At 69.7% G+C, this 26,877-nt stretch carries 31 protein-coding genes; 23 read left to right on the forward strand and 8 right to left on the reverse strand.

Features of this window, described 5'->3' with window-relative positions:
- The first annotated feature begins 45 nt into the window (after positions 1-45).
- A complete protein-coding gene (locus tag ACR9Y5_RS00190; protein ID WP_481296045.1) occupies positions 46-624 on the forward strand; it encodes a TetR family transcriptional regulator in 579 nt (192 codons plus the stop codon).
- Positions 625-661: 37 nt separating this feature from the next.
- Here the strand turns inward: ACR9Y5_RS00190 and ACR9Y5_RS00195 are convergent, their stop codons facing one another.
- Positions 662-1,420: an SDR family NAD(P)-dependent oxidoreductase gene (locus ACR9Y5_RS00195; protein WP_481296046.1), complete on the reverse strand. Its 759-nt coding sequence runs from the start codon at positions 1,418-1,420 to the stop codon at positions 662-664.
- A gap of 84 nt (positions 1,421-1,504) precedes the next feature.
- Between ACR9Y5_RS00195 and ACR9Y5_RS00200 the strand changes: the two genes are divergently transcribed.
- On the forward strand, positions 1,505-2,107 hold the full coding sequence (locus ACR9Y5_RS00200; protein WP_481296047.1) for a TetR/AcrR family transcriptional regulator: 603 nt from the start codon (positions 1,505-1,507) through the stop codon (positions 2,105-2,107).
- On the opposite strand, the gene ACR9Y5_RS00205 is transcribed toward ACR9Y5_RS00200, so the two are convergent.
- A complete protein-coding gene (locus ACR9Y5_RS00205; protein WP_481296048.1) occupies positions 2,104-3,027 on the reverse strand; it encodes a helix-turn-helix domain-containing protein in 924 nt (307 codons plus the stop codon). The genes ACR9Y5_RS00200 and ACR9Y5_RS00205 overlap by 4 nt on opposite strands.
- Positions 3,028-3,100: 73 nt before the next feature.
- On the opposite strand from ACR9Y5_RS00205, the gene ACR9Y5_RS00210 reads away from it, so the two are divergent.
- Together ACR9Y5_RS00210 and ACR9Y5_RS00215 are read left to right on the forward strand one after the other, a co-directional pair.
- Positions 3,101-4,486: a dihydrolipoyl dehydrogenase family protein gene (locus ACR9Y5_RS00210; RefSeq protein ID WP_481296049.1), complete on the forward strand. Its 1,386-nt coding sequence runs from the start codon at positions 3,101-3,103 to the stop codon at positions 4,484-4,486.
- A 298-nt stretch (positions 4,487-4,784) separates the two neighbouring features.
- A complete protein-coding gene (locus ACR9Y5_RS00215; RefSeq protein WP_481296050.1) occupies positions 4,785-5,294 on the forward strand; it encodes a hypothetical protein in 510 nt (169 codons plus the stop codon).
- A gap of 93 nt (positions 5,295-5,387) precedes the next feature.
- Here ACR9Y5_RS00215 and ACR9Y5_RS00220 read toward each other — a convergent pair whose 3' ends face one another.
- Positions 5,388-5,513 (reverse strand): hypothetical protein, encoded by a 126-nt coding sequence (locus ACR9Y5_RS00220; RefSeq protein WP_481296051.1) that lies wholly within the window; start codon positions 5,511-5,513, stop codon positions 5,388-5,390.
- A 96-nt stretch (positions 5,514-5,609) separates the two neighbouring features.
- Here ACR9Y5_RS00220 and ACR9Y5_RS00225 point away from each other — a divergent pair, with 96 nt between their 5' ends.
- Positions 5,610-6,212, forward strand: coding sequence for a DUF308 domain-containing protein (locus ACR9Y5_RS00225; RefSeq protein WP_481296052.1), 603 nt, complete (start codon positions 5,610-5,612; stop codon positions 6,210-6,212).
- A gap of 26 nt (positions 6,213-6,238) precedes the next feature.
- Positions 6,239-6,541 (forward strand): hypothetical protein, encoded by a 303-nt coding sequence (locus tag ACR9Y5_RS00230; RefSeq protein ID WP_481296053.1) that lies wholly within the window; start codon positions 6,239-6,241, stop codon positions 6,539-6,541.
- Between the two features lie 42 nt (positions 6,542-6,583).
- On the opposite strand, the gene purB is transcribed toward ACR9Y5_RS00230, so the two are convergent.
- Both purB and ACR9Y5_RS00240 read right to left on the reverse strand, forming a co-directional pair.
- Positions 6,584-7,963, reverse strand: a complete 1,380-nt coding sequence (gene purB, locus ACR9Y5_RS00235) for an adenylosuccinate lyase (protein ID WP_481296054.1) — start codon at positions 7,961-7,963, stop codon at positions 6,584-6,586.
- A 69-nt stretch (positions 7,964-8,032) separates the two neighbouring features.
- Entirely contained in the window at positions 8,033-8,419 is a 387-nt protein-coding gene (locus ACR9Y5_RS00240) for a phage holin family protein (RefSeq protein ID WP_481296055.1), read from the reverse strand.
- A gap of 55 nt (positions 8,420-8,474) precedes the next feature.
- Here ACR9Y5_RS00240 and ACR9Y5_RS00245 point away from each other — a divergent pair, with 55 nt between their 5' ends.
- The 14 genes from ACR9Y5_RS00245 (at position 8,475) to ACR9Y5_RS00310 (ending at position 20,586) form a co-directional block, all read left to right on the forward strand.
- On the forward strand, positions 8,475-8,993 hold the full coding sequence (locus tag ACR9Y5_RS00245; protein ID WP_481296056.1) for a hypothetical protein: 519 nt from the start codon (positions 8,475-8,477) through the stop codon (positions 8,991-8,993).
- Between the two features lie 9 nt (positions 8,994-9,002).
- Positions 9,003-10,112: a histidinol-phosphate transaminase gene (locus tag ACR9Y5_RS00250; protein ID WP_481296057.1), complete on the forward strand. Its 1,110-nt coding sequence runs from the start codon at positions 9,003-9,005 to the stop codon at positions 10,110-10,112.
- Between the two features lie 4 nt (positions 10,113-10,116).
- The gene (locus ACR9Y5_RS00255; protein WP_481296058.1) at positions 10,117-11,250 is read left to right on the forward strand and encodes a thiamine pyrophosphate-dependent dehydrogenase E1 component subunit alpha; all 1,134 of its coding nucleotides are present in this window, start codon (positions 10,117-10,119) and stop codon (positions 11,248-11,250) included.
- A gap of 324 nt (positions 11,251-11,574) precedes the next feature.
- Positions 11,575-12,534: an alpha-ketoacid dehydrogenase subunit beta gene (locus tag ACR9Y5_RS00260; RefSeq protein WP_481299497.1), complete on the forward strand. Its 960-nt coding sequence runs from the start codon at positions 11,575-11,577 to the stop codon at positions 12,532-12,534.
- A 46-nt stretch (positions 12,535-12,580) separates the two neighbouring features.
- Positions 12,581-13,972 (forward strand): dihydrolipoamide acetyltransferase family protein, encoded by a 1,392-nt coding sequence (locus ACR9Y5_RS00265; RefSeq protein WP_481296059.1) that lies wholly within the window; start codon positions 12,581-12,583, stop codon positions 13,970-13,972.
- Positions 13,973-14,066: 94 nt separating this feature from the next.
- Positions 14,067-14,969: a metal ABC transporter solute-binding protein, Zn/Mn family gene (locus ACR9Y5_RS00270; protein ID WP_481296060.1), complete on the forward strand. Its 903-nt coding sequence runs from the start codon at positions 14,067-14,069 to the stop codon at positions 14,967-14,969.
- The gene (locus ACR9Y5_RS00275) at positions 14,966-15,826 is read left to right on the forward strand and encodes a metal ABC transporter ATP-binding protein (RefSeq protein ID WP_481296061.1); all 861 of its coding nucleotides are present in this window, start codon (positions 14,966-14,968) and stop codon (positions 15,824-15,826) included. Before ACR9Y5_RS00270 ends, ACR9Y5_RS00275 begins: the two co-directional genes overlap by 4 nt.
- Positions 15,823-16,728 carry a metal ABC transporter permease gene (locus ACR9Y5_RS00280; RefSeq protein WP_481296062.1) on the forward strand — a complete coding sequence of 302 codons (906 nt, stop codon included), beginning with the start codon at positions 15,823-15,825 and terminating at the stop codon, positions 16,726-16,728. Before ACR9Y5_RS00275 ends, ACR9Y5_RS00280 begins: the two co-directional genes overlap by 4 nt.
- A 6-nt stretch (positions 16,729-16,734) precedes the next feature.
- Entirely contained in the window at positions 16,735-17,151 is a 417-nt protein-coding gene (locus tag ACR9Y5_RS00285; RefSeq protein WP_310132597.1) for a Fur family transcriptional regulator, read from the forward strand.
- A gap of 138 nt (positions 17,152-17,289) precedes the next feature.
- Entirely contained in the window at positions 17,290-17,526 is a 237-nt protein-coding gene (gene rpmB / locus ACR9Y5_RS00290; RefSeq protein WP_121263096.1) for a 50S ribosomal protein L28, read from the forward strand.
- Between the two features lie 2 nt (positions 17,527-17,528).
- Positions 17,529-17,696 (forward strand): 50S ribosomal protein L33, encoded by a 168-nt coding sequence (rpmG, locus tag ACR9Y5_RS00295; protein WP_055922173.1) that lies wholly within the window; start codon positions 17,529-17,531, stop codon positions 17,694-17,696.
- A gap of 2 nt (positions 17,697-17,698) precedes the next feature.
- Positions 17,699-18,004 (forward strand): 30S ribosomal protein S14, encoded by a 306-nt coding sequence (rpsN, locus tag ACR9Y5_RS00300; protein ID WP_481296063.1) that lies wholly within the window; start codon positions 17,699-17,701, stop codon positions 18,002-18,004.
- A gap of 213 nt (positions 18,005-18,217) precedes the next feature.
- Positions 18,218-18,502, forward strand: a complete 285-nt coding sequence (locus ACR9Y5_RS00305; RefSeq protein WP_018188985.1) for an HU family DNA-binding protein — start codon at positions 18,218-18,220, stop codon at positions 18,500-18,502.
- A 173-nt stretch (positions 18,503-18,675) separates the two neighbouring features.
- Positions 18,676-20,586, forward strand: a complete 1,911-nt coding sequence (locus tag ACR9Y5_RS00310) for a bifunctional copper resistance protein CopD/cytochrome c oxidase assembly protein (RefSeq protein WP_481299498.1) — start codon at positions 18,676-18,678, stop codon at positions 20,584-20,586.
- On the opposite strand, the gene ACR9Y5_RS00315 is transcribed toward ACR9Y5_RS00310, so the two are convergent.
- A complete protein-coding gene (locus ACR9Y5_RS00315) occupies positions 20,583-21,629 on the reverse strand; it encodes a hypothetical protein (protein WP_481296064.1) in 1,047 nt (348 codons plus the stop codon). The genes ACR9Y5_RS00310 and ACR9Y5_RS00315 overlap by 4 nt on opposite strands.
- 93 nt (positions 21,630-21,722) lie before the next feature.
- On the opposite strand from ACR9Y5_RS00315, the gene ACR9Y5_RS00320 reads away from it, so the two are divergent.
- Complete coding sequence (locus ACR9Y5_RS00320; RefSeq protein WP_481296065.1) at positions 21,723-23,033, forward strand: ATP-dependent DNA helicase; 1,311 nt, start codon at positions 21,723-21,725, stop codon at positions 23,031-23,033.
- Positions 23,034-23,067: 34 nt separating this feature from the next.
- Positions 23,068-23,421: an FHA domain-containing protein gene (locus ACR9Y5_RS00325; protein ID WP_481296066.1), complete on the forward strand. Its 354-nt coding sequence runs from the start codon at positions 23,068-23,070 to the stop codon at positions 23,419-23,421.
- A gap of 41 nt (positions 23,422-23,462) precedes the next feature.
- On the opposite strand, the gene ACR9Y5_RS00330 is transcribed toward ACR9Y5_RS00325, so the two are convergent.
- Together ACR9Y5_RS00330 and ACR9Y5_RS00335 are read right to left on the reverse strand one after the other, a co-directional pair.
- Entirely contained in the window at positions 23,463-24,008 is a 546-nt protein-coding gene (locus ACR9Y5_RS00330) for a hypothetical protein (protein ID WP_481296067.1), read from the reverse strand.
- A 29-nt stretch (positions 24,009-24,037) separates the two neighbouring features.
- Positions 24,038-24,451 (reverse strand): DUF4383 domain-containing protein, encoded by a 414-nt coding sequence (locus tag ACR9Y5_RS00335; protein WP_481296068.1) that lies wholly within the window; start codon positions 24,449-24,451, stop codon positions 24,038-24,040.
- Between the two features lie 163 nt (positions 24,452-24,614).
- On the opposite strand from ACR9Y5_RS00335, the gene ACR9Y5_RS00340 reads away from it, so the two are divergent.
- On the forward strand, positions 24,615-25,886 hold the full coding sequence (locus ACR9Y5_RS00340) for a serine hydrolase domain-containing protein (protein ID WP_481296069.1): 1,272 nt from the start codon (positions 24,615-24,617) through the stop codon (positions 25,884-25,886).
- Positions 25,887-26,877: the final 991 nt, after the last annotated feature.

Genomic DNA, 26,877 nt, shown 5'->3' on the forward strand with positions numbered 1-26,877 from the left:
TAGCACAGTCATGTCTCATTGCGACATGACTGCTAGGTTGTTCTCATGACCAGGTGGGAGCCGGACGCCGAGGAACGCTTGCGCGCGGCCGCCATCGAGCTGTTCCTCGAGCGCGGCTACGAGAACGTCACCGTCGCGCAGATCGCGGAGCGTGCGGGCCTGACCCGGCGCACGTTCTCTCGCTACTTCGCCGACAAACGTGACGTGCTCTTCGCCGGCTCGGAACAGCTGCCAAGTGCGCTCGCAGACGCGCTGCGGCGGGTGGACTCCACTCTCGCGCCGTTCCCGGCGATGCTCCAGGCCCTGGCCGATGTCAGCGAGATGCTCGCCGAGCGTGTCGGCGAGCACGCAGCGCAGCGCCGCGAGGTCATCGCCGCCAGCCCGGAGCTCCAGGAGCGCGGGCACGCGAAATTCGCCGCCGTCGCCGCCGGCCTCGCCGCGGGATTGCGGGAACGCGGCGCGGACCCCTCCGCGGCCGGGCTCTTCGCGGACGTCGGGGTCGCGATCTTCCGCAGGGGCTTCGATCAGTGGGCGGCCGCCCCTCGCGAGGCCAGCTTGGCCGGATGTATTCACGAGGCAGCGGATCAGCTCAGGGACGCAGCGGGAAGCGTCCATACCGCCTGAAACCCAGGATCGACGCATCCGGATTCGGGAGGACCGACTACCAGGGTGCGCGGGTGCCGTCCCAGGACCAGAGGGCTCCGGTCGGACCGTCGTCGGGGAGGAGCGCGAGGCGGACCGCTCCTGTAGCGGCTTCGGCAGGGTCGCCGCCGACGGACATGCCGGCGATGAGGTTCGTGCGGCGCAGCCCGGGCGCGAGGGCGTTGACCTTGAAGCTCTCGCCGAGGGACTGGGCCGTCAGGAGGGTGACGGCGTTGACCGCAGCCTTGGAGCTCCGGTACGCGAGGCCGCCGCCTTGGACCTTCTCCCAGTCGAACTGCGGGTTCGGGCTGCTGTTCCAGGTCAGCGACCCCGTGCCGCTGGACACGTTGACGATGCGAGCGTGCGCCGACCGTCCCAGCGCGGGGAGGAACGCCTGCGTGACGGCGATGAGGCCGAAGACGTTGGTCTCGTAGGCTGTCTTCAGCTGCTCGATCGTGGTGGCCGTGATGTCTTCGCTGCCGGGGTTCACGCCGGCGTTGTTGATGAGGATGTCCAGCTCGCCGATCTGCTCCGCTGCGGTGGCGACGGAGGAGGGATCGGTGACGTCCAGTTCCACGACACGCGCAGCCGAGCCGAGCTGCTCCGCGGCGCGCCGGCCTTTCGCGAGGTCGCGTGCGCCGATCCACACCGCCACTCCACGGTCGAGGAGTTGCCGCGCGATGGCGAAGCCGATGCCGCTGTTCGCCCCGGTCACGAGTGCGATCGAGTTCGGCTCGGGCGATCGGATCTCGGCGGGAAGGCTTTCACTCTGAGTCATGGTTCCTCCGATTCCAACGGTGTGGTTGGAAATGGTAGCGCGCTCGCGGTCAATCTCCAACTCAGTCGTTGGTATTCTTGCGGTATGGCCTGGGACACCGAAGGGACGCGTCGCCGGCTTCGCGACGCTGCCCTGGTGGAGTTCGCCGCCCGGGGCTTCGACGGCACGACGGTCGGCGCCATTGCGGCGCGTGCCGGGGTGAACAAGGAACGGCTGTACAGCTACTTCGGAGACAAGCAGGCGCTCTGGGACCTCGTGCTGGCCACAGAGCTCGAGCGTCTCGCCGCCGCCGTCCGCCTCACCGGGGTCGGATTGGATGACATCGGGGAATTCGCGGGTGCGACGTTCGACTATCACGCGGCCCACCCCGAGCTGGGCCGCCTGCTTCAGTGGGAGGGGCTGCAGGAGGGCCCGCCCGCTGACGTCGTCGGCCGGACGGCGCACTACCGGGAGAAAGTCGCACGGTTCACGGCCGCCCAGCGGGAGGGCGTACTCGATCGCGGCCTCGATCCCGCCCACCTCGTGTTCGCGCTGATCGCACTCGCAGCCTGGTGGCAGACCGTTCCGCAGCTGGCCGAGATGATCACGGGCGCGGGACCGGATGACGAGCAGGAGTGCGCGCGACGTCGCCGGTTCGTCGTCGAAGCAGCCCGGCGACTCGCGTCGCCATCCCGAGTCCCCGGCTAGACCGGCTGCGTCCTCTGCGCCCTGCGGAAACGCGCGGGAGTGACGCCCAGCTCGTCGCGGAAGGCGCGGGTGAACGCTGACTCGGAACGGTAGCCGACCTGCGCCGAGATCGTCGAGACGGTCAGGTCGGTGCCGGCGAGCAGATCCGCGGCGCACATGAGGCGGGTGCGGACCAGGAACCGGCCGAACGTGTCCCCGGTGGCGGCCTGGAAGCGGCGGATGAAGGTCGCCCTCGACATCGAGGAGTCCCGTGCCAGGCCGCTGATGGACCAGGCCTCCCCGGGAGTCTGCAGCACCCGTTGGATGACGTCCGCGATGGCGCCGTCGGCGGCGGCCGTCCAGACGCCGCGATGAGCGCCGCCGGAGGCTGAGGTGCGGAGGACGAGGGCGATCAGCACCGTGCACAACGCCGACATGATGGCCGCGCTCCCGGCGCCGTCATGCTGCGCTTCGGCTCGCATCAGCGCGCTCAGCTGCAGAAGCACCGACTTGCCCTCCTCCGAATCGAACAGTGACACGTGGGTCGGGGTGGGCAACGACCCGAACAGGATGGCGCCCGCGCCAGGAGCCACGCGGTAGTGGCCGCAGAACAGGTCGATGACGGCGGGGCCGCCTCCGGCGCTGGACGTGCGCGTGAAGGTGGCCCCCGCCGTCTCCACCGTTCCGCGCGCGGGCAGTGAACCGGAGGTGATGATCCGGTGCCGTACGGCGGCAGGGAGGACGATCACGTCGCCGGCGACCATCGGGAACAGGCGCCCGTCGACCTCGAACTCCAGCTCGCCCTCGAGGAGGACGTGGAACGGCACTTCGCGTTCGGCGCCGGGCTGCACCACCATGGTCGTGGAGGCGGCGAGCAGGCACCTCTTGTCGAGTGCGGCCTGCAGGCGCGCCATGTGCAGCAAGCGGCTGATGTCATCCATGATGAGACTTTCGAGCGCTTTCTTGATACGAGAACATGTATGAGTATCATCCGCGCCGCTGTTGACTGCAAGCATGGAAACCACGACAGCACTCACCGCGGACGTTCTCGTCCTCGGATTCGGCAAAGGCGGCAAGACCGCCGCGCACGCTCTCACCGACGCGAGGAAGCGGGTCATCCTGATCGAGCAGTCCGCCGACATGTACGGAGGGACCTGCCCGAACGTCGGCTGTGTCCCGACCAAGATGCTGGTGCACTACTCCAGCTCCAAGCGGCTGGAGGACGAGGCCCAGGAGTTCTTCGCCAACTCGATCGAGGGCGTCCGGGCCCTGACCAGCGCATTCCGGGCGGGCAACTTCGACGCGCTCGATGGCAAGGACACCGCGACTGTCATCACCGGCGCCGCCAGGTTCCTCGACGCCCACACGGTGGAGGTGGGGATAGGCGCCGACCGGATCACGGTCACGGCTCCGACCATCCTCATCAACACCGGCTCGGAGCCGATCGTCCCCGACATCCCCGGGCTGGCGGACAGCGCCCACCTGGTCAGCAGCACCGACCTCACGCGCACCGGAACGCTCCCCGGTCGGCTGGTCGTCATCGGCGGAGGCTACCTCGGTCTGGAGTTCGCCTCCATCTACCGGCACTTCGGGGCGGAGGTGACCATCCTGGAGGCCGCCGATCGGCTGCTGGTCCGCGAGGACGAGGATGTCGCCGCCGTGGCGACGGGGATCCTGGAGGGCGACGGCATCTCGATCGTCACCGGCGCCCGCGTCACCGCAGTCGCCGACACCGACGGCGCAGCGACCATCAGCTACGAGAAGGACGGCCGCACGCACACCATCGAGACGGATGCCTTCCTCGCCGCGACCGGACGCCGCCCGGCCACCGCCGGCCTGGGCCTCGAGGCGGCGGGAGTCCGGACCACGCCGCGCGGCGCCATCGTGGTAGACGACACGCTGCGTACGACGCAACCGCACATCTTCGCGCTCGGAGACGTCAACGGCGGCCCGCAGTTCACCTACGTGTCGCTGGACGACGCCCGGATCGTGATCGACCAGTTGCTGGGAGACGGAAAGCGCAGCCGGGCGGATCGCGCCGCCGTGCCCGCGACGCTGTTCATCACACCGCCGCTCGCGACCGTCGGGATGACCGAACGCGAAGCCCGTGAGCGTGGGCTCAACATCCGCGTGGCCCGCGAGAACGTCGCCGACATCGTCGCGATGCCCCGGGCATACACGGTGGAGGAGACGCGCGGGGTGATGAAGTTCATCCTCGACGCCGACACCGACCTCATCCTCGGTGCGGCCATCCTCAGCATCGACGCCCAGGAGATCATCAACACGATCGCGCTCGCCATGCGCCAGGGCGTCACGGCGACAACGCTCAAGAACGCGATCTACACGCACCCGAGCTCGACGGAGGCGCTCAACGAGGTCCTCGGGGTGATCGTCGCGTAGCGCGATCGTCACAGAGCGAGATCGGGAGAGCCGGGGGTGCGTGACCGGCTCTCCCGTCGAGCCCCGTGATTCCCGAGGCCGCCTACCGTCGAGCAGCAGCGCCTGCATCCGGGGTGCGCGGTCGTCCGTGCCGGGTGCGGCTCGCCAGGGCGCGGCCGTGAACTGCAGCGGATGCACGGATGGGCGCGTTTCGTCTCCCTGCAGGACCACTACGACCTCCTCGCCGAACCGAATGGAGGGCGGCGGATCATCCTCGCGGAGGACGCGCTGCCGCCCGGCCGGCGGTTCAATGGGACCCATGATGGGCATCATCCTCCCCGTTCTGCAGGGCGCCGGCAGCGTGGCGCTCGCCCTCGTGGCCTTCGCGCTGTCGTTCACGTGGCCGTCCCTGCGGCAGCCGATCGCGGCTCTGCGCACCGACCGGGCACGCGTGCTCGCGTCGCTCGGCCTCGGCGTGGTCCTCATCCTGTCGGCGGCGCTGGTCTACGTCACGCCCGGCGTGCTGCTCCGTGACCCGCTGGGGATGCTGCTCGCCGTGCCCGTCGCCATCCTCTGGCTGACGGGCGCCGTCGCCCTCGTCATCCGCGGGATCGTTCTCGGCGGTGCCGCCCAGGGCGTCTCCTACGCGCTCGCGACGGTCGCCGTCGTGGGCGTCGTCGCGGGGATCTTCTCCGCCGCCCTCGTGGAGCACGGCGCGACGGACACGGTGACGCCGACCGGTGGGTTCCTCCTCGCGCTCGGCGCGCTCGCAGCCGTCAGTCTGTGGGCACGCGCCGAGGAGCCGGCACCGCGCCCGCTGGCCGTGTGACCGCCCAGCGGCGCGAGATCAGCAGCACCGCGCCGACGGCGAGCACGACCAGGCCGACGAGGTTCGACTCCATGGTGAAGTAGCTGAAGAAGTTCAGAACCAGCCGGCCACGTTGCGGCCGCGTCCGCCGGCCGACCGGATGCTCGTCGCAAGCTGCGCCACCGCGGCGACCATGGGGAGGACGACCACGGCGCGGATGACCGCGAAACCGATCCGCATGCCTGGATCGCAGCGAGCGCGTCCCCACGATGCGGCGAACGCGCAGGAAGCCGTTGACTAGACTGGAGGGCGAATCCGTACGAAAGAGGTCGCCGAATGGCTACCGCCGTCCCTGCCCAGGACCCGACCGTCCACGCGCACAGCCGCTACTGGGTCGTCCCCGCGATCCGGGCCCTGGCGGCCCTCGCCGCCGGCGCGGTGATCACGTTCACCCGGGATGCCCACACGGCCGCGTTCGGGCTCATCGTCTTCGGTGTGTTCTCCCTCGTCGACGGACTCGCAACGGGCATCCTGAGCTGGCTCTTCGCCGGCCGACGCCTCACCCGCACGCTGTTCGCGGTGCAGGGCGCCATCGGCGTCATCGCCGGCGTGCTGGCGCTCGCCCTGTCGGGCGGCGGGCTGGGGCTGTTCCTCTACCTGGTCACGGTCTGGGCGGCGCTCGCCGGATTCTTGGAGCTGTACAACGGCATCCGTGAGCGCGGACGGGACGCCGCCGCCCGCGACTGGCTGATCACCGGAGCGCTCACCGCGGTGCTCGCCCTCGTCCTCCTCTTCATCCCCGCCGACGCAGTGCTCGCCATCGGCCTGTTCGGCGCCTGGGCCGTCATCGTGGGTGTCTTCCAGGGGATCGGCGCCGCGACGCTGCGCGGGGCCTCCCGCACCAGCGCGGATGCTCGCGGAGCGGAGACCGGATCGTGACCGCGCGCGACAAGAAAGACCCTCGAGTGACCCAGAACCTCCAGCCCTCGCGGCGCGACCGCTTCCTCCCCGTCGAGTTCCTCGGTATGTCGGCCGGGCTCGCGGTCTTCGTCGGCCTCATCGTGCTGATCGCCACGCGCGAGTTCGTGCTCGCCGGGATCGCCCTCGGTGTGACGTTCATCGTCGCGCTGGTGCTGCTCGCACTCTTCGCCCTCGCCTGGAAGCCCACCGAGGCCGAGGTGGCGGACATCCACGAGCAGGATGCCGAGGCCCGCGCGAAGGCCGACCAGGCGCGCCGGGACGGCGACGACCGCCCCCGCGGTCACTGACTCGGGGCGAGCGCCCCCGAGGCCGCGCGCGGTCGCCGGTCTCTACAGGTAGTCGACCAGCTCCGACGCCAGGCCGGTGTAGCCCGCGGGCGTCAGCGCCAGCAGCCGGTTCTTCGCCGCCTGCCCGATCTCCAGCCCCTCGACGAACGCGATGAGCGCCGTGTGGTCGACCCGCTTTCCGCGGGTCAGCTCCTTGAGCAGCGCGTACGGGTCGGAGATGGTCGAGCGCCCGGCGGTGACCTCGGCACGGATGACGGTCTGAATGGCCTCGGCCAGCACCTCCCAGTTCGCGTCGAGGTCGTCGGCGAGCGCCTGACGGTCGATGGCGATCTGGCCGAGGCCCCGCTCGATGTTGTCGAGCGCGAGCAGCGAGTGGCCGAGCCCGACGCCGATGTTCCGCTGGGTGGTGGAGTCGGTCAGGTCGCGCTGAAGGCGGCTGGTGACGAGCGTCGCGGCCAGCGAGTCGAGCACGGCGCTCGACAGCTCGAGGTTCGCCTCGGCGTTCTCGAACCGGATCGGGTTCACCTTGTGCGGCATCGTCGACGAGCCGGTCGCGCCCGGCTCCGGCACCTGGCGGAAGTAGCCGAGCGAGATGTAGGTCCAGATGTCGGTGCAGAGGTTGTGGAGGATGCGGTTGGCGTGCGAGATGCGGCTGTACAGCTCCGCCTGCCAGTCGTGCGACTCGATCTGCGTGGTCAGCGGGTTCCAGTCGAGACCGAGGCTCTCCACGAACTCGCGCGAGATGCCGGGCCAGTCGGCGTCGGGGTCGGCGACGAGGTGGGCGGCGAACGTGCCGGTGGCCCCGCTGAACTTGCCGAGGTGCACGCCGCCCTCGATCTGCTCCCGGACCCGCTCGAGGCGATGGACGAAGACCGCGATCTCCTTGCCCATCGTGGTGGGCGTCGCCGGCTGGCCGTGGGTGCGAGCGAGCATGGCGTCGTCGCGATACTGCTTCGCCTGCGCTCGCAGCTCGCCGATGACCGCGCGGAACTTCGGCAGCCACGTCTCGCGCACGGCGGCGCTGACGGTCAGGGCGTAGGAGAGGTTGTTGATGTCCTCGCTGGTGGCCGCGAAGTGCGTAAGCTCGGCGATGCCGTCGAGGCCGAGCGCGTGCAGCCGCTCGCGGACCAGGTACTCGACCGCCTTCACGTCGTGCTTGGTCGTCGCCTCCAGCTCGGCGAGCCGGTCGATCTCGGGCTGGCCGAAGTCGTCGGCAAGCGCGCGGAGCCCGCGCTTCTGCTCGTCGGTGAGCGGCGACGATCCGAACATCCGGTGCTCGGTCAGGTAGAGCAGCCACTCCACCTCCACCTGCACGCGCGCGCGGTTGAGCCCGGCCTCGGAGAGGTGGTCGCCGAGCCCGAGCACGGCGGACCGGTAGCGGCCGTCGAGCGGGCTGAGCGGCTGGGGAGGCAGGGCGGTCATGGTGCTCCTCGCGGGATCAGGCGGCGGGTTCCCCACCATTCTCCCGCACCAGGAGCGGCCCCGACGACGTCAGTCCCGGCGCACCGGACGGATCAGCAGACCGAGCAGCCACGCGATGATGCTGAGCACCAGCGCTCCGAGCACACCGGACCAGAAGCCGTCGATGTGCAGCCCGAAGCCCATCGCGTCGCTGATCCACGAGACGATGAACAACAGGAACGCGTTCACGAGCAGGGAGATCAGACCCAGCGTCAGAACGTAGAGCGGGAACGCGACGATGCGGATGACCGTGCCCACGATCGCGTTCACCACACCGAAGATGAGCGCGATGAGCAGGTAGGTCAGCACGAGCGCGGTCGTGTCGTCCGCGTAGGGCTTGACGGTCACGCCGCTGACGATCAGCGTCGTGAGCCAGAGGGCGAAGGCGTTGACGATCAGTCTGAGCAGGAATCGCATGGCCACATCCTCTCAGTGAGGGACACCGGGGTACAGGGGTCGCTAGAGTCGGCGTGTGGCGAGACGACCCGACGGCCTGGTGGCACCCGAGCCTCTGGACGACGCGCCGACGAAGAAGGTGTACCCGTCGCTGCAGCGCTGGCCTCTGCGGGTGATGAACCCGTGGCACAAGTTCGGCTTCCTCATCGCGTACGCCGTGGGTGGCCGCCTGGGGAGCTGGGGTCTTTCGCTGGTCGTTCCGGAGCCCGTCTCTGCCGTCGTCTTCCAAATCGTGTGGAGCGTCGTCCTGGTCTCAATGGCGCGGTCCTTCCGCGGTTACGGCGAACCGGTGTCGCCCAAGCGAGCGTGGTGGCGTTTGACCGCGCGCCCGCCGGCGGGGTGGTGGCTCGGAGCGCTGCACCTGGTCGCGTCCGTCAATCTGTTCACCGCCCCCCGGGGCGTCGGTATCGTGGCCGCCGATGTGTGCGATCTCCTGCTCGGACTCGCCTTCCTGAACTCCTCGGTCCGTCTCCACATCCACCGCCGCCGTCCACAGGCTCAGGGAATTCCCCTGCCGGTACGCGGGCGCGGCTAAGTTGGGTCTGTGAGTTCCGATGACACGCTCGGCGTGAGACTGCGCCCGGAGATCGTCGCCGTCCCCGCCTACCGGCAGGGCCGCCCGGCGCCGGCCGACGGTTACAAGCTGTCGAGCAATGAGAACCCCTACCCGCCGTTGCCCTCCGTGGTGGATGCGGTGGCCGCGACCCTCGGGGAGCTCAACCGCTATCCGAACGCCGGCGGCGCCGACCTCCGCGCGCGCCTGGCCGAGCGTCACGGCGTCGGCATCGAGCAGGTGCACCTGGGCAGCGGCTCGGTCGCCCTGCTCTCCCAACTCATCTCCGCCGCGGCCGGGGCGGGCGACGAGGTCGTGTACTCGTGGCGGTCGTTCGAAGCGTACCCGGGCCTCGTCACGGTCGCGGGCGCCACCAGCATGCAGGTGCCCAACCGACCCGACGGCAGCCACGACCTCGACGCCCTGGCCGGGGCCGTCACCGACCGCACCCGCGTGATCATCGTCTGCACCCCCAACAACCCGACCGGCACAATCGTCACCGCCGCGGACTTCGAGGCGTTCATGGCGCGCGTCCCGTCCGACCTGCTCGTGCTGCTCGACGAGGCCTACTACGAGTTCGTCACCGATGACGCCGCCGTGGACGGCATCCCGCTGCTCTCCCGCTACCCGAACCTCGTCGTGCTGCGCACGTTCTCGAAGGCGTACGGGCTCGCGGCCCTCCGCATCGGCTACGCCGTCGGCCCGGCGGCCGTGCTGAACGCGGCACGATCGGCGGCGATCCCGTTATCCGTGACCGACGCCTCCCGCGTCGCCGCCCTCGCGTCGATCGACGCGGAGGACGAGCTGATGGAGCGGGTCGCCCGCATCGCCATGGTGCGCGACCGCCTCCGGGATGCGCTGATCGGCCAGGGCTGGGCGGTCCCCGAGGCGCAGGGCAACTTCGTCTGGCTGGCCACGGGCGAGCAGACGGAGGCCGCGAACGACGCCTTCTTCGATGCCGGCCTGACGGTCCGCGCCTTCCCGCCGGAGGGCATCCGGATCAGTGTCGGCGAGGAGCAGTCTGTGGACAAACTCCTTCAGGTGGCGGCCGATGTTGTGCGGAACCTACCAAATGGCCACCCCGGCAAGCGGTTAGGTTAGTACGGTGGTTGCGACGAACGAGAATCCGCGCCCGGCGAACACGGTCCAGCTGCTGACAGCGGACGGCCGCTTCCAGCCGAGCGAGACGGCGGCTGAGTACCTCCCCTATCTGGAGCGTCTCGACGAGAACGACTACCGACGCTTCTACCGCGACATGGTGCGGGTCCGCGCCTTCGACAACGAGGCGGCCAACCTGCAGCGGCAGGGCCAGCTGGGCCTCTGGGTGCCGAGTCACGGCCAGGAGGGCGCCCAGGTCGGGTCCGCCCACGCCGCGAAGCCCCAGGACCACCTGTTCCCGTCGTACCGCGAGCACGTGATCGGCATGATCCGGGGCATCGACCCGATCGGGATCATCGGGCTGCTCCGCGGCACGACGCACGGTGGGTGGGACCCGACGGATCCCGCCGTCGGCAACTTCCACCTCTACACGCTGGTCATCGGATCGCACACACTGCACGCGACCGGGTACGCGATGGGCATCAAGTTCGACGGCGCGGTCGGCACGGGCGACCCCGAGAAGGATGCGGCCTCCATCGTCTACTTCGGCGACGGCGCCACCAGCCAGGGCGACGTGAGCGAGGCGTACGTCTTCGCCGCCAGCTACCAGACCCCGCAGGTCTTCTTCCTGCAGAACAACCACTGGGCGATCTCCGTGCCGGTGAGCACGCAGTCCCGCACTCCGCTCTACCTGCGCTCCAGCGGCTTCGGCATCCCGGGCGTGCAGATCGACGGCAACGACGTGCTCGCCTCCTACGCGGTCACCGCCAAGCACCTGGACGACGCCCGCAATGGCGAAGGCCCGAGCATGATCGAGGCGCTGACGTACCGGATGGGCGCGCACACCTCGAGCGACGACCCCAGCAAGTACCGCAGCGACGATGAGGTGACCTACTGGGCCGAGCGCGACCCCATCCTGCGCTTCCGGATCTTCCTGGAGCAGCAGGGCGTCGGGCAGGCGTTCTTCGAGAGCGCGGACGAGGAGGGGGCCGACCTCGCGGCGGACATCCGCCGGCGCACGCTGGAGCTCGGGACGCCGAGCGTGGCCTCCATGTTCGACCACGTCTACAGTGAGCCGCACCCGGTGACCGAGGAGCAGCGGCGATGGCTCGAGGAGTACGAAGGCATCGTTCGGAGGTGACGCATGAGCGACGTGAGAAGCGAGGCCGAGTACGTGGAGGCCGAGTTGATCGAGACTCCTCCGGAGGACGCCGACCCGAGCGACGGTGAGGACGCGGTGGACAGCACCTCCCTCGACACCCAGGCGATCGACGTCGTGGAGATCGTCGAGAGCGACCCCGGCGCGCGCGTGCTCGAGGAGCACGTCGCCGAGCAGGAGTGGACGCGCGAGTTCGTGATCGAGGACGAGGATGCCGCCGCCGCGGATCACGCGACGGGCGCCACGTCCGACGCGGTGCAGCCGTCCGAAGAGGCGGCTCCCGAGCCGCGCATCCAGTCGCTCCCCATGGTGAAGGCGCTCAACGCCGGTCTTCGCCGCGCGCTCGCCGCCGACCCGAAGGTGCTCATCCTCGGCGAGGACGTGGGCCCGCTCGGGGGCGTCTTCCGCGTCACCGAGGGCCTGCAGCAGGAGTTCGGAACCCAGCGGGTCGTCGACACGCCCCTCGCGGAGGCCGGCATCATCGGCACGGCGATCGGGCTCGCGATGCGTGGGTACCGTCCGGTCGTCGAGATCCAGTTCAACGGCTTCGTCTTCCCCGGCTTCGACCAGATCACGACGCAGCTCGCCAAGATGACGAACCGCCACAGCGGCAGAATGCGCTTCCCCGTCGTCATCCGCATCCCGCACGGTGGCCACATCGGCGCCGTCGAGCATCACCAGGAGTCGCCGGAGGCGTACTTCGCCCACACGGCCGGGCTCCGCGTGGTGGCGCCCTCGACCCCGCACGACGCCTACTGGATGATCCAGGAGGCGATCCGCTCCGACGACCCCGTGGTCTTCTTCGAGCCGATGAGCCGCTACTGGCCCAAGGGCGAGGTCGACCTGGTCGAGAACTCGACGCCGCTGCACGCGAGCCGCGTCGTCCGCACCGGCACCGACGCGACCGTGGTCGCCTGGGCCGGCATGGTCAGCGTGGCGCTCCGCGCCGCCGAGCTCGCGGCGGAGGAGGGGCGCAGCGTCGAGGTGATCGACCTGCGGTCGCTCTCCCCCATCGACTACGCGCCGGTCGTCGCCTCGGTGCAGAAGACCGGGCGCCTGATCGTCGCGCAGGAGGCGCCGGGCAACGTGTCCGTCGGCTCGGAGGTCGCGGCGACGGTCACCGAGAAGGCGTTCTACTCGCTCGAGGCCCCGGTGATCCGTGTCGCCGGCTTCGATGTCCCGTTCCCGCCGGCGAAACTCGAGGAGCTCTACCTCCCCGACGCCGACCGCATCCTCGAGGCCGTCGACCGAGCGCTGGCGTACTGACGCCGGCGGCGCAGCGACGCCGCACCCCGACAGAGAGAAGTCGCACATGAGCGAGTCCCAGTTCTTGCTGCCCGATGTGGGCGAGGGCCTGACCGAGGCGGAGATCGTCTCGTGGAAGGTGGCGCCCGGCGAGCAGGTCGCGGTGAACCAGGTGATCGTCGAGATCGAGACCGCCAAGTCGCTGGTGGAGCTGCCGTCGCCGTTCGAGGGCATCGTCGGCGAACTCCTCGTCACGGAGGGGCAGACGGTCGAGGTCGGCACGCCGATCTTCACCGTCACCGCGGGAGGCGATGCGGCACCCGCTCCCGAGCCGGAACCGGCCGACGAGCTGGTGGCCGACGCGGCCGCGACGGTGTCGCACGAGGAGGAGCCGAAGCCGGGCGCCGTGCTGGTGGGCTACGGCTCGGCCGGGCACGGAAGCAGCCGGCGGCGGCGCGTGACGCACCCGGGCACCGCGTCCATCCCCGTCGCGTTCAGCGGCAGCGTTCCGCCGCAGGCCACCGCGCCCGCCGCCCCGGCCGCGCAGGCGCCGACGACCGCGCGCGGGACCACGACCGTCCCTGCGTCCCGGCCCACCGGCCCGGTGGTCGCGAAGCCGCCGATCCGCAAACTGGCCAAGGACCTCGGCGTCGATCTCACGCAGGTGACCCCGACCGGCCCGATCGGCGACATCACGCGTGACGACGTGGTCCGCGAGGCGACGCAGGCGACGGTGTTCCGCAACCTCCAGACGCCGGAGTGGCCGGACGACCGCGAGGAGCGCATCCCCGTCAAGGGCGTGCGCAAGGCGATCGCCAGCGCGATGACGTCGAGCGCCTTCAGCGCGCCGCACGTCAGTCTGTTCGTCGATGTGGACGCCAGCCGCACCATGGAGTTCGTGAAGCGCCTGAAGAACTCGGCCGACTTCGCGGGCGTCAAGGTGTCGCCGCTGCTGATCATGGCCAAGGCGATCATCTGGGCCGTGCGCCGCAACCCGACGGTGAACTCCACGTGGACGGACGAGGAGATTGTCATCCACCACTACGTCAACCTCGGCATCGCCGCCGCCACGCCGCGCGGCCTGATCGTGCCGAACGTCAAGGAGGCGCAGGGCATGACCCTGCTCGAGCTCGCGCGAGCGCTCGAACAGCTGACGCTGACGGCCCGCGACGGCAAGACGCCGCCGAGCGACATGAGCGGCGGCACCATCACGATCACGAACATCGGCGTGTTCGGGATGGACACCGGCACGCCCATCCTGAACCCCGGCGAGGTCGGGATCGTCGCCCTGGGAACGATCAAGCAGAAGCCGTGGGTGGTCGACGGCGAGGTGCGTCCGCGTTACGTGACGACTCTGGGTGCATCGTTCGACCACCGCGTGGTGGACGGCGACGTCGCCTCGCGTTTCCTCGCGGATGTGGCGTCGATCATCGAAGAGCCGGCGCTCCTGCTCGATTGAATTTGACAATCATTTTCAATAAGCCGTAGCCTGATCCGGTGCACGCGACCGCGTGCACTCGCTTCGTGTCGTTCGCGACTTAGACAGGCTCCCCATGAAGACGCGCTCCATCGTCTCCGCCCTGGCGCTCGCCGCCGTGACCGCGCTGGCGCTCGCCGGCTGCTCCACCCCGTCGGCCTCGGCCGACGGCACCCTCCGCGTCGTCGCCAGTACGAACGTGTACGGTGACATCGCCCAGACCATCGGCGGCGACGCCGTGCACGTGACCTCCCTCATGTCCGACCCCGCCCAGGACCCGCACTCCTTCGAGGCCAGCGCTCAGAACCAGCTCGCCGTGAAGAAGGCCGACGTCGTGATCGAGAACGGCGGCGGCTACGACGACTTCATGCAGACGCTGGTGAAGGGTGCCGGGAGCGATGAGGCGGCCGTCCTCAATGTCGTCGACCTGTCGGGAAAGAAGCCGGTGGACGGCGAACTGAACGAGCACGTCTGGTACGACATCCCGACCATCCGGACCCTGACGGACGCGCTCACCTCCGCGCTCGCGAAGGCCGATCCGTCGAAGAAGGCCGTCTTCGAGAAGAACGCCGCGGGCTTCGCGGCGAAGCTGGACGGCCTGCAGGCCGACGAAGCACGCCTCAAGAGCTCGTACGCCGGCGAGGGCGTGGCCATCACCGAGCCCGTTCCGCTCTACCTGCTGGAAGCGATCGGGCTGCGGAACAAGACGCCCGAGAAGTTCAGCGCCGCGATCGAGGAGGAGAACGACGTCTCGCCGGTCGTGCTCAAGGACACGCTCGCGCTGTTCAGTGGGCACCAGGTGAAGCTGCTGGTCTACAACGAGCAGACGACCGGCGCCGAGACGGAGAGGGTGCTCGCCGCGGCGAAGCACGCCGGCATCCCCGTGGTGCCGGTGACCGAGACCCTGCCCGACGGCCTGCACTACACGGGGTGGATGCAGGGCGCGCTCGACGAGATCGGGAAGGCGCTGGCACGATGAGCGAACCGTTGCAGCGGGTGGCCGCACCCGCCGACCGCGACGTCGTCCTGCGGCTGCGCGACGCCTCCCTCGGGTTCGGCGAGCGGACGCTGTGGAGCGGCCTGGACCTGGACGTGCACGCCGGCGAGTTCGTCGCCGTCCTCGGACCGAACGGGTCCGGCAAGACCAGCCTGCTGCGCACCATCCTGGGCCAGCAGCGTCTCGACTCCGGTGAGATCGCCTTCGAGGGGCACGCCGTCCGCCGCGGCGACCGTCGCATCGGCTACATCCCTCAGCAGAAGCTCATCCCCGCCGGCACGCCCCTGCGCGCCCGCGACCTGGTCGCACTCGGCGTGAACGGTCACCGCTGGGGCCTCCCGCTCCCCCGTCGCGCGGACCGCGAGCAGGTGGACGGGCTCATCGACGCGGTCGGCGCCCGCCGTTACGCGGACGCCGCCGTCGGCGCGCTCTCCGGCGGCGAGCAGCAACGGCTGCGCGTCGCCCAGGCGCTCGCCGGCGACCCCGCGCTCCTGCTGTGCGACGAGCCCCTGCTCTCGCTCGACCTGCAGCATCAGCGCGGCGTCAGCGAGCTCATCGACCGGCGTCGCCGCGACCACGGCAGCGCAGTGGTCTTCGTCACGCACGACGTGAACCCCGTGCTCGGGATGGTCGACCGGGTGCTGTACCTGGCCGGCGGACGCTTCCGCACCGGCACGCCCGACGAGGTTCTGCGCAGCGACGTGCTGACGGACCTCTACGGCACGCCGGTCGACGTCATCCGCAGCCGGGGCCGCATCGTCGTGGTGGGCATCCCGGACGCGGAGACCCACGACCACCACGCCCACACCCGCGAAGCGCACCCGGAGCCCGCCGCATGACGCACCTCGACATCTGGTCGCAGCTCTTCGACTTCACCGACTACGGCGAGCTGCTGCTGCTCGTGAAGAACTCGATCTTCGCCGGAGCCGTCCTCGGCATCGTCGGCGGCCTCATCGGCGTGTTCGTGATGCAGCGCGACATGGCTTTCGCGGTGCACGGGATCAGCGAGCTCTCCTTCGCCGGAGCGGCGATCGCGCTGCTCTTCGGGGTCAACGTAGTGGCCGGCTCGCTGGTCGGCTCGCTGATCGCGGCCATGCTGATCGGCGTGCTCGGCGCGAGAGCCAGGGACCGCAACTCGATCATCGCGGTGCTCATGCCGTTCGGGCTGGGGCTCGGCATCCTGGCGCTCGCCCTCTATCCGGGCCGGAGCGCCAACAAGTTCGGGCTGCTCACCGGGCAGATCGTGTCGGTGGACGACCCGCAGCTGGGGTCGCTCCTGGTGATCGGCGCGATCGTGCTGATCGCGCTGCTGCTGATGTGGCGCCCGCTGACCTTCGACAGCCTGGATGCGGATGTGGCGGCCGCGCGCGGCATCCCGACCCGGTTCGTGGCGCTCGCGTTCATGGTGCTCCTCGGCCTGGCGGTCGCCGTCAGCGTGCAGATCGTCGGCGCGCTGCTCGTGCTCTCGTTGCTGGTCACCCCGGCGGCGGCGGCGATGCGCGTCTCGTCGTCTCCGCTCGCCGTGCCCGTGCTCAGTGTGGTCTTCGCGCTCGTCTCGGTGGTGGGCGGGATCCTGCTCGCCCTGGGCAGCGCCCTCCCGATCAGCCCCTACGTCACGACGATCTCCTTCGTCATCTACGTGGTGTGCCGGATCGCGGGCGGCCGGCGCGAGCGGCGCCGAGCGGTCGCGCGCGCCCCACGGCCCGAGGACTCACGGCCGCTCGTGAGCCGGGCGGGATAGCCTGAGATCGTGAAGCGCAACACGTGGCAGCGTGAGGCCGTCCGCGAGGCCCTGACCTCGACGGAGGGCTTCATCAGCGCGCAGGGGCTGCACCTGAGCCTGCACGAGGCAGGGTCCCCGATCGGCCTCGCGACGGTCTATCGCGCGCTCGCGGATCTCGCCGCCGAGGGGGACGCGGACTCGCTCCAGTCGCCCGAGGGCGAGAGCCTGTACCGGGCGTGCACCACCGGCCACCACCACCACCTCATCTGCCGGAACTGCGGGCTCACCGTGGAGATCGAGGCGGACGCGGTCGAGGAGTGGGCGCGCCAGGCGGCCGCCGCCCACGGGTTCACACAGGCGCAGCACGTCGTCGACGTGTTCGGCCTGTGCGCGTCGTGCACGGCCAAGGCGGATTTGGCCGGCCCCGCATCCATGGCGTAGAGTCTTTCTTTGGCTGAGTGGGCTCCTCCCGCTCAGATCGTGTACGAAACCCCCACACTTTCATGCGTAGGGAAGTCGTGCGCCGACAAGTGACCTTGGGTGGTGCCGTCCGGCACCACGGTATTGGAGAAGAAAGCAATGGCAGCAGTGTGCCAGGTGACTGGAGCCGTTCCCGGCTTCGGTCACAACATCTCGCACTCGCACCGTCGCACGAAGCGCCGGTTCGACCCGAACATCCAGAAGAAGACGTACTACGTTCCGTCGCTTCGCCGTAACGTCACCCTGACCCTGAGCGCCAAGGGCATCAAGGTCATCGACGCCCGTGGCATCGAGGCAGTGGTCAAGGACCTCCTGGCCCGTGGGGAGAAGATCTAAGCATGGCGAAGCAGCAGGACATCCGCCCGATCATCAAGCTCCGTTCGACGGCGGGCACCGGTTACACCTACGTGACCAAGAAGAACCGCCGCAACGACCCCGACCGCCTCGTGCTCAAGAAGTACGACCCCATCGTGCGCAAGCACGTCGACTTCCGAGAGGAGCGCTAATCATGGCCAAGAAGTCCAAGATCGCCAAGAACGAGCAGCGCAAGGTCGTCGTCGAGCGCTACGCCGCCAAGCGCGCCGAGCTCAAGAAGGCCCTGGTCGACCCGAACGGCTCCGACGAGTCCCGTGAGGCCGCCCGCATCGGCCTGCAGAAGCTTCCCCGTGACGCCTCCCCGATCCGCGTGCGCAACCGCGACGCCGTCGACGGCCGTCCCCGCGGAAACCTCAGCAAGTTCGGTATCTCCCGTGTGCGCTTCCGCGACATGGCGCACCGCGGCGAGCTGCCCGGCATCACCAAGTCGAGCTGGTAATCCAGCGCGACGACGCTCATCCGAGGGGCGTCCGGCTTCGGCCGGGCGCCCCTTCGGCGTATCCATCGGTGAAAAGGGCCGGAAATCCGCGAGTTTCCGCGGGATTCTGATACATTCGAGGCGGTCGACCGACCAAACGTAATGGCCCAGCGTGGCCTCAACCGTTCCACAAGATAGCTGTAGATCCAGCACAAGGTCCGAGGAGGACACTCAATGGCTGACAACCTGAACAAGACCGAGCTCGTTGCCGCCGTCGCTGCGGCGTCGGGTCAGAGCCAGGCCACCGTCTCGAGCGTCGTCGACGCGTTCTTCAGCACCATCAGCGAGACCGTCGCCAAGGGTGGCAAGGTGACCATCCCGGGTTGGCTCGCCGCCGAGCGCAGCGAGACCGCTGCCCGCACCGGCCGCAACCCGCAGACGGGCGAGGAGATCTCGATCCCGGCCGGTCACCGCGTCAAGCTGACCGCGGGTTCGAAGCTCAAGGCTGCCGTCAAGTAGTCCTTCCCAGCTTTGCCCGAAGGCGGCGCCGCGACATGCGGCGCCGCCTTCGTCGTACCCGGGCGTCCGCTGCTGTGGGCGGGCGTCCAGGGCCGTGGACGTAGGCTGGAAGGGTGCCACGAATCCTTCGCGTGATCGGCCCGGCCGTGCTGCTCCTGGCGGGCGCCGTGGCCATGATCGGCGCCCTCGCCTTCGGAGGCGGCGCGGCCGCGCCCCTGCTGGCCGACCCCGGCGCGCTGGTGCGCTGGGGACTGCCCGCCGCGACGCTCGTGGTCAATCTGAGTCTGGCGGGGACCGTCGGCGCGCTCGTCCTGGCCTGCTTCGCCTTCTCCCCCGATCGCGACGAGTACGGCAAGGCGCTCGATTTCGCCGCGGGCAGCGCCGGCGTCATGACGGTCGCCGCGGCCGCGACCGGCCTCTTCACGTTCGTGAGCGTGTCGAATGTCCCGTGGTCGTTCGACGCGACGTTCAGCAACGGGCTGAGCTCGTTCGTCACCAGCGTCTCGCTGGGCCAGGCGTGGCTCGGAATCACCCTGATCGCCGCGGCGGTCACCGTGCTGTGCTTCGCGGTCCGCAACCAGACCGCCATCGTCTTCGTCACCCTCCTCGCCATCGCGACCGTCGTGCCGATGGCGCAGCAGGGGCACAGCGCCGAGGCCGCCGGTCACGACGCCGCGGTGACCTCCTTCGGCCTGCACGTGCTCTTCGCCGCGATCTGGCTGGGCGGGCTGGTCACCCTCGTCGTGGTGAGGCAGACGTTCGGAAAGGGTCGCCTGGTCACCGTGCTGGAGCGGTACTCCACCGTCGCGCTCATCTGCTTCATCGTGGTGGCGGCATCGGGCTACGTGAACGCAGAGCTCCGCGTCGGGACGCTCGCCGAGCTCGCGACGCCCTACGGGATCCTCGTTCTGGTCAAAGTCGCGGCGCTGGTGGTGCTCGGCCTCTTCGGTCTGACCCAGCGGCGGTACCTGATCGCCCGGCTGAAGACGAGCGGCGAGCCGCGCAGCTTCTGGTGGATCGTCGTGGCCGAGCTCGCCTTCATGGGCATCGCCTCGGGTGTCGCCGCCGCGCTGGCCCGCACCGTCACGCCCGTGCCGGAGACGCGTGCGGCGACGCCGACTCCGGCCGAGATCCTCACCGGCGAGAAGCTGCCGCCCGAACTCACCTGGGGGCGGCTGTTCACCAGCTGGAACTTCGACCTGCTGTGGGTGCTCGCCTGCGCGTTCGGGCTCTTCTTCTACCTGGCCGGCGTGTGGCGTCTGCGCCGCCGCGGCGACGCGTGGCCCATTCACCGCACCGTCCTGTGGACGCTGGGCATCGCACTCCTCTTCTACATCACCAACGGCGGTGTGAACGTCTACGAGAAGTACCTCTTCTCGGCTCACATGTCGGCGCACATGGTGCTCACCATGGCCGTCCCGCTCCTCCTGGTGCCCGGCGCGCCGGTGACGCTGGCGGCCCGCGCGATCCGCAAGCGCCGGGACGGGTCGCGCGGAGGCCGCGAGTGGATGCTGCTCGCTGTGCACTCGCGCGTCGCAGCGGTCATCTCCAACCCGATCGTCGCGGCGGTGCTGTTCGCGGGGTCCCTGTGGGCGTTCTACTACACGCCGCTGTTCCGGTGGGCCACCACGGACCACATCGGGCACGAGTGGATGATCACGCACTTCCTCATCACGGGGTACCTCTTCGTGCAGTCGCTGATCGGGATCGACCCGGTGAAGTACCGGCTCCCCTACCCGTTCCGTCTGCTGCTCCTGCTGCTCACCATGGCGTTCCACGCGTTCTTCGGCCTGTCGATCATGCAGATGCACGGGCTGATGCTCGCCGACTGGTTCGGTGCGATGGGGCGCACCTGGGGCGACCCGCCGCTGATCGACCAGCAGACCGCCGGCGGGATCGCGTGGAGCATCGGCGAGATCCCGACGGTCATCCTCGCGATCGTCGTGGCGATCCAGTGGAGCCGCAGCGACGAGCGGGAGACGCGCCGGCGCGACCGCAACGCCGACCGCACCGGCGAGGCCGAACTTCAGGCGTACAACGAGCGGCTCGCCCGGATGGCCGACCGCGACCGGGCGGTCCGCTAGGGCTCCTGCGCCACCACGATGGCGAGCGATCCGTCCGGCCGGATGGTGATGCTGCTCAGGCTCATCGAGAACGGGTGGTCGTCGCTGCGCTCGCTGACGGTTCCATCGAAGAGCGACTGGACGGTCACGTCCAGATGGGCGACGCCCACCATGTCGTTCGTCTTCCACCCGGTGTCGCCGGCCACGATGCGGACCACCGGGTAGGTGACCATCGACCAGGCTGGATCCCCCTGTACCCGGTCGTCGATCTCGACCCCGAACGGGCATCCCGCCGGCTGCAGCACCTGCTGCTCCGCGCAGCGGTCGAGGAAGGCATCGACCTGCTTCTGAACCGCGGTGGTGAACGCGGTGGTGGGCTGCGCATCTACGACGGTCTCCGTCACATCGCCGGGCGAGACCCGCGCGAGGACCGGCGCGGCGTGGACGTACGGCGACTCGTGCGACAGTTCCAGCGGCGCGAGCGGGACCGCGAGGTAGTCGGCGGAGACGCTGAAGGCGTCGGCCGGCTGGTCCGGCGAGGCGGCGCGCGGGCTCACGGTGTGGTGCCCGACGGTGAAGTCGTCGGCGTGCGCCACGGTGATCCGGGCGACGCCCAGCGGCGTGGAGGCGAACGACCAGGTGGGCAGCACGCCGAGGACGGACCCGGTCTGCCGCACGTGGAACGTGGCCGTGACGGGCTCGCCGTCGGCCGAGGCGTGCACGACGATCGTGCGCGTGCCGTCGCTCCCGGTCGTCTCGGAGGCGATGCGCGCATCCCGGATCGCGGGCAGGATGTCCGACCGCAGCAGCTCCCGTGAGGCGCCGGTCGGCAGCTGCGCCGCCCGGAGCGACGCCTCCGTCGGCGCGGCGCCCGGCATGGCGAGGGCGTCCGGGATGCGATGGGCGACGAGGTTCCCGACGAACGCCTCCACGAAACCGGACGGGCTGTAGTACGCCCGCTGGACGGCGCCGAACGCGGCGCCGAGCGCGATCAGGAGGAGCACACCGAGTCCCGACCAGAGCAGGACGGCGCGCCGGAGCGCACGCGTCTCCCCCACAACCATGAGGCCATCCTAGGGTCCTGTGGATAAGCGGCAGCCGCCGCGCGGGCGGGGTTAGAGTAGTCCGGCAAGCCGGGCGAGACGGAAGGGGAGGTCATGGGCCGTCTTTCCCTCTCGCCTGAGCAGCAGGCGGTCTACGACCTCATCGAGAACACCCGCGAGCACGTCTTCGTCACGGGCCGCGCGGGTACCGGCAAGTCGACGCTGCTCAACCACCTCTCGTGGAACACGGAGAAGTCGCTCGTGATCTCCGCCCCCACCGGCGTGGCGGCACTGAACGTCGGCGGCCAGACCATCCACTCGCTGTTCCGCCTGCCCATCGGGGTGATCGCCGACCACGCCATCGATCAGAGTGCGGAGCTGCGGAAGCTGCTCAACAGCATCGACACGCTCGTGATCGACGAGGTCTCGATGGTCAACGCCGACCTCATGGACGCGGTCGATCGCAGTCTGCGCCAGGCTCGTCAGCGCGCGGGCGAGCCGTTCGGCGGCGTGCAGGTGGTGCTGTTCGGGGATCCCTACCAGCTCGCACCGGTGCCGGGCGATCGCGAGGAGCGCGCGTACTTCGCTGACACGTACCGATCGATGTGGTTCTTCGACGCGAAGGTGTGGCAGGAGACCGACCTCCGCATCGTCGAGCTGCTGCAGGTGCACCGCCAGCACGAATCCGACTTCCGGTTCATGCTGAATGCGGTCAGGCACGGCCAGGTGACCAGGGAGATCGCCGATCGGCTCAACGAAGTGGGCGCGCGGCCGGCGCCGGACGACGGGACGATCACGCTGGCGACCCGCAACGACACCGTCAATCGCATCAACGCGCAGGCGCTGGAGCGGCTGCCCGGCCGGGCGCTCACGGCCAAGGCCGAGGTCAGCGGCGACTTCGGTGGCCGCAACTTCCCCGCCGACGAGTCGCTGGAGCTCAAAGTGGGCGCACGCGTCATGTTCCTGCGCAACGACGTGGGCCAGGGGGACGGGCCGCGCTGGGTCAACGGCACGATCGGCACCGTCACCAAGATCGACTCCAACGTCTACGTGGACGTCGACGGCGAGGTGCATGAGGTCGAGCCGGCCATCTGGGAGAAGTTCCGCTACACGTGGTCGCCCGAGACCAAGAAGCTCACGAAGGATGTGGTGGCCGAGTTCACTCAGTTCCCGCTGCGCCTGGCGTGGGCGGTCACCATCCACAAGTCGCAGGGCAAGACCTACGACTCCGCGATCGTCGACCTCGGAACGCGCGCCTTCACGTCCGGGCAGACGTACGTCGCGCTGAGCCGGATCACGACGCTCGACGGGCTGTACCTGACGAGACCGCTGCGCCCGAGCGACATCACGGTCGACCCCGACGTGGAGCGGTTCATGCGCGACGCGCGCCCGGTCAGCATGCCGGTCGGCGGGGCCACGCGGTGACGGCGGGCGGGCGGATGCGAGAGAGGGGACCTGGATGGCGGTGACGTTCGTGCTCGACTTCAGCGACGGGCAGCGGCTCGAGACGAGCGGAAACGGTGTGATCGGGCGGAATCCCGCCGTGCACACCCCGGGAACCGAGATGGAGGACCCGGCACACGTCGAGCTGGTGACCGTCGCGGACGACGCGAAATCGGTCTCGCGCGCGCATCTGGCGTTCGGGCAGTACGACGGCATCTTCTGGGTGATGGACCTGGGATCGGCGAACGGCACGACCATCACCTATCCGGGTGAAGGGACGTTCGCTTGCGACCCGAAGACGCGGCACGAGGTCGATCCCGGATCCATCGTGCGGTTCGGGAGTGCATCCTTCGTGCTGACCCGGCGCTGAGACAGCGGTGACCCGGCGCTGAGAGAGCGCTGAGGCCTCGCTCAGTGGTGGTGGTGCACCGTCACCGCGGCCACACCGGCATCCGTGAGGGTCAGGGCCGGGATGGTCACGGCACTGACGGCGCAGGCGCTCAGCACGAGGCCGGCGAAGAAGCGGAGGAAGCTGCTCTGGTCCGGGTTCGGCCGGCCGCGGCGGATGACGACGGCGGCGGTCGCCGCGACCGCCACATCCAGCAGCGAAGCGGCGCCCATCGGCACGAACGGCAGCGTCAGGACCGTTCCGCCCGACGCGGTGGCGCCGACGACCGCGAGCGCGGCCCACAGGCCGACCGGCAGCAGGGCGAGGGCCGGGACCAGCCGGAAGGCGGGCGGCCGATCCTTCGCCAGCGTGGCGGCCGCCCAGACGAGCTCGCCGAGCGCCAGGAGCAGGAAGGCGGCAAGGAGGGCAGGGGGTGCGCTGGGAGCCAGGGCCGCGTGCAGCAGCCCCGCTCCCAGCGCGGCCACGGCCAGGAACGCGCGGGTCGCCGGGCCCGCCGCGACAGCCGTATCGGCCGAGGCGGTGGGGGCGACCCGCAGCGTTTCCGTCATCCTGCTCATGGGATCCGTGGCCCCGCCGGTCAGGCGGCGGCTGTGGTGGCGCGGGCGACACGGTCGGCGCCGAGGCCGGTGCCGAGCAGCACGATCGCGCTCACGAGGTGCAGGAAGTGGTCGGGAGTGTTCAGCGCCAGGATGTTGGCATCCGTCCCGACGAGGAAGAAGCCGACGATGCCGAGCAGCAGGTAGACGGCCCCGACGGTGATGTTGACGGCCTTGGCGGCCGCGACGCGGGTGAGCCCGGCGATCAGCAGGGCGGCGCCGATGAGGAGGTGGGCGATGTTGTGCAGCGGGTTCACCTCGAAGATGCCGAGCAGCAGTCCGCCCTTCGTGGCGACGAAGCCCACGCCGCCGGTGACAGCGAAGCCGAGGAGGCCGACCAGCAGGTAGACCGCACCGAAGATGGTGGCCACCAGGCGATTAGGGGATGTGCGCATTGTCTCGTTCCTTCCGTAAGACGGCGCACGGACGCGCGCCTCACTTACCCATTCGAAGCGTCGTCCGAATCGGATTGCGGCCACAGCCCCTTGCGCGACGGTCTGCTTTCTGCCGCACGTTACAATCGCTGGACACGCAGGGCGACCGTCGGGGGTACAACTGATGCGACGAGACACGACGTTCAGGCGTTTGGCGCTTGCCGCGACCGCCGGAATCGTCGCGTTGGTCCTGGCGGGCTGCACCGGCGCATCCGGGAGCACGCACCTGCCGGAGCAGCAGACGGGCGGCTTCTCGGGCGACATCTCCAAGCGCCTTTCGACGGCGGTCACCGACGCCATGTCGCTGGCCGACGCCTCAGCCGGCTTCGCGGGGGTGTGGGCGCCCTGGGCGGGCAGCTGGACGGCGGCGCAGGGCACGACGACCCGTGGCGGCTCCACGCCCGTCTCCGAGGCCATGACGTTCCGCATCGGCCAGAACACGACGCCGATGACCTGCACGGTGCTGCTCCAGCTGGTCGACGAGGGTCGCGTCGACCTCGACGACCCGGTCACCAAGTGGGTTCCCGGCCTGGTCGGCGTCGACGGCGTCACCCTGCGGGAGCTGTGCCAGAACACCTCCGGCATCGGCGACTACGCCGCGGCCCTCCGCACGCAGTTCGTCCTCAACCCGACCCGGCAGTGGCCGCCGCTGGAGCTCGCCAGCGACGGCATCGCGATGCAGCGCTACGGCAACCCGGGCGAGAAGTACGGCGCATCCTCCACGAACGCGATCCTCGTCGGGATGGCGCTGCAGAACGCCACCAGCCGCAGCTGGCCCCAGCTGTACAAGCAGTACGTGTTCGACCGCCTGGGCATGAACGCCAGCTCGCTGCCGGAGAGCGCGCAGCTGACGGTGCCGGGGCCGCATCCTACCGGCTATGCCGCAGGCCTGGACGGCACCGGTGCGACGGTCTGCCAGCCGATGCGCGACGTCAGCCGCCTCTCCCCCTCGCAGGGATGGACGAGCGCGGGTGTGGTCTCCACCGTCGCCGACCTGAAGGCGTTCGGCCAGGCGCTCGCGGGAGGCGACCTGCTCAGCGAGAAGTCGCGGACAGCCCAGACGGACGCGGTTGTGAACGGACAGTCGTGGCAGCGCTACGGCCTGGGCGTGCAGCTCCTCGGCCCGCTGCGCGGCAGCAGCGGCGCGATCCCCGGCTACCTGTCGGCGGTCTTCGCCGACCCGTCCTCCGGGCTGACGGTCGTCGTGGCGCTCAACAACTCCACCCCCGGGGCCGGCTTCGTCCAGCTGCTGGCGCAGCGCCTGGCCTCCATCGTCTCCAAGGTGCCGCCGGCCCAGAAGGGCGCGAAGACCGTCGCCTCCCTGCCCTGGTCGGAGCAGCAGACCGTCGACGCGATGGCCAAGGCGGCGCCGTGCCCGGCGAAGAAGGCCGGCTGAGCCTCTTTCATATCGCGCGTGATAAGGCGGGTTCGGCTTCGTCCTCCTTAGTGGGGCAGCCGCGCCAGTCTTGATCCGCCGCGATCACGGCTGCCTCTGTATGGGACAGGGGTTGGTCGGTGGCGTTCGAGTGGGATGGCGTGGTCGTGGGGCGAAGCGGCGACGGTTGAGGCGCGGAGCCTTCGCGCTCGTGGTGACGATCGCGGCCATCGCGCTGACTACCACCCTCATCCCGAGCGCCCCGGCCTCGGCCGCCCCGGCGCATCAGCTCTGCCCGGCCGAGCGCGATGCGTCGACGTGCGACGCGGACGGCGACACCGTGCCCGACACCGTCGAGCACGCCCGTCACGGTTCTTGGCCTTGCCGCTGGGGTGGGAGCCGGCGCGTACACATCGGTCACCGCAGGCCAAGTCAGCGCATCCAAGGACTCGGAGTTGGCAGGCCTGGGCTTCAACTTCGTCGGAGACGCTTCAATTGGCGGGTGGCGAAGTAGTGGTGGATCTGTCGAAGGGTAGCGTTAGCGCCGGTCCCGCGGTGGGCGGCAGGCTCTACGGCGGGATCCAATTCACGTGGACGATTCCGCAGACGGAGCCATGTAGTTACGGTGGCCCAACGTGCTACGGATCAACAGTCACGGCGTTCCCGTCGCATTCGGGTTGAGAGGATCAAGGATGCAATTTGGCCCAGTCCTGGTGGGCATCTTGGCTCGCTTCCCAGGGGCGCTCCTTGACCATTCGCTTGCGGTCTGAACCGTTCGAAGTGGAATTGATTTTGTCTCCGCGTCGCGTTGGACGATGGGTGGTGCGGACTCCGCCCGGGCGTGAGATCGCTGAGACTCGTGACCGGGTCGTGCGCGCGCTACACGGGTACTGAGAGGGCTGGGATCATCTGCAAGACGAGCCGCAAGAATTGGGCTGCCCTCGCCGGCGCATCTGTTCGCGTCATTACCATTCCGGGAAGCGTTGCGATCTAATGGTGAGCTGCAAGTTGG

The organism is Leifsonia sp. KNZ13-11D (assembly GCF_056754895.1).

Coding starts and splice junctions, on each gene's coding strand:
- ACR9Y5_RS00190 (WP_481296045.1), top strand. CDS start 46: ATGACCAGGTGGGAGCCGGACGCCGAGGAACGCTTGCGCGCGGCCGCC.
- ACR9Y5_RS00195 (WP_481296046.1), bottom strand. CDS start 1,420: ATGACTCAGAGTGAAAGCCTTCCCGCCGAGATCCGATCGCCCGAGCCG.
- ACR9Y5_RS00200 (WP_481296047.1), top strand. CDS start 1,505: ATGGCCTGGGACACCGAAGGGACGCGTCGCCGGCTTCGCGACGCTGCC.
- ACR9Y5_RS00205 (WP_481296048.1), bottom strand. CDS start 3,027: ATGGATGACATCAGCCGCTTGCTGCACATGGCGCGCCTGCAGGCCGCA.
- ACR9Y5_RS00210 (WP_481296049.1), top strand. CDS start 3,101: ATGGAAACCACGACAGCACTCACCGCGGACGTTCTCGTCCTCGGATTC.
- ACR9Y5_RS00215 (WP_481296050.1), top strand. CDS start 4,785: ATGATGGGCATCATCCTCCCCGTTCTGCAGGGCGCCGGCAGCGTGGCG.
- ACR9Y5_RS00220 (WP_481296051.1), bottom strand. CDS start 5,513: ATGCGGATCGGTTTCGCGGTCATCCGCGCCGTGGTCGTCCTCCCCATG.
- ACR9Y5_RS00225 (WP_481296052.1), top strand. CDS start 5,610: ATGGCTACCGCCGTCCCTGCCCAGGACCCGACCGTCCACGCGCACAGC.
- purB (WP_481296054.1), bottom strand. CDS start 7,963: ATGACCGCCCTGCCTCCCCAGCCGCTCAGCCCGCTCGACGGCCGCTAC.
- ACR9Y5_RS00240 (WP_481296055.1), bottom strand. CDS start 8,419: ATGCGATTCCTGCTCAGACTGATCGTCAACGCCTTCGCCCTCTGGCTC.
- ACR9Y5_RS00260 (WP_481299497.1), top strand. CDS start 11,575: ATGGTGAAGGCGCTCAACGCCGGTCTTCGCCGCGCGCTCGCCGCCGAC.
- ACR9Y5_RS00265 (WP_481296059.1), top strand. CDS start 12,581: ATGAGCGAGTCCCAGTTCTTGCTGCCCGATGTGGGCGAGGGCCTGACC.
- ACR9Y5_RS00270 (WP_481296060.1), top strand. CDS start 14,067: ATGAAGACGCGCTCCATCGTCTCCGCCCTGGCGCTCGCCGCCGTGACC.
- ACR9Y5_RS00275 (WP_481296061.1), top strand. CDS start 14,966: ATGAGCGAACCGTTGCAGCGGGTGGCCGCACCCGCCGACCGCGACGTC.
- ACR9Y5_RS00280 (WP_481296062.1), top strand. CDS start 15,823: ATGACGCACCTCGACATCTGGTCGCAGCTCTTCGACTTCACCGACTAC.
- rpmB (WP_121263096.1), top strand. CDS start 17,290: ATGGCAGCAGTGTGCCAGGTGACTGGAGCCGTTCCCGGCTTCGGTCAC.
- rpmG (WP_055922173.1), top strand. CDS start 17,529: ATGGCGAAGCAGCAGGACATCCGCCCGATCATCAAGCTCCGTTCGACG.
- rpsN (WP_481296063.1), top strand. CDS start 17,699: ATGGCCAAGAAGTCCAAGATCGCCAAGAACGAGCAGCGCAAGGTCGTC.
- ACR9Y5_RS00305 (WP_018188985.1), top strand. CDS start 18,218: ATGGCTGACAACCTGAACAAGACCGAGCTCGTTGCCGCCGTCGCTGCG.
- ACR9Y5_RS00310 (WP_481299498.1), top strand. CDS start 18,676: ATGATCGGCGCCCTCGCCTTCGGAGGCGGCGCGGCCGCGCCCCTGCTG.
- ACR9Y5_RS00315 (WP_481296064.1), bottom strand. CDS start 21,629: ATGGTTGTGGGGGAGACGCGTGCGCTCCGGCGCGCCGTCCTGCTCTGG.
- ACR9Y5_RS00320 (WP_481296065.1), top strand. CDS start 21,723: ATGGGCCGTCTTTCCCTCTCGCCTGAGCAGCAGGCGGTCTACGACCTC.
- ACR9Y5_RS00325 (WP_481296066.1), top strand. CDS start 23,068: ATGGCGGTGACGTTCGTGCTCGACTTCAGCGACGGGCAGCGGCTCGAG.
- ACR9Y5_RS00330 (WP_481296067.1), bottom strand. CDS start 24,008: ATGACGGAAACGCTGCGGGTCGCCCCCACCGCCTCGGCCGATACGGCT.
- ACR9Y5_RS00335 (WP_481296068.1), bottom strand. CDS start 24,451: ATGCGCACATCCCCTAATCGCCTGGTGGCCACCATCTTCGGTGCGGTC.
- ACR9Y5_RS00340 (WP_481296069.1), top strand. CDS start 24,615: ATGCGACGAGACACGACGTTCAGGCGTTTGGCGCTTGCCGCGACCGCC.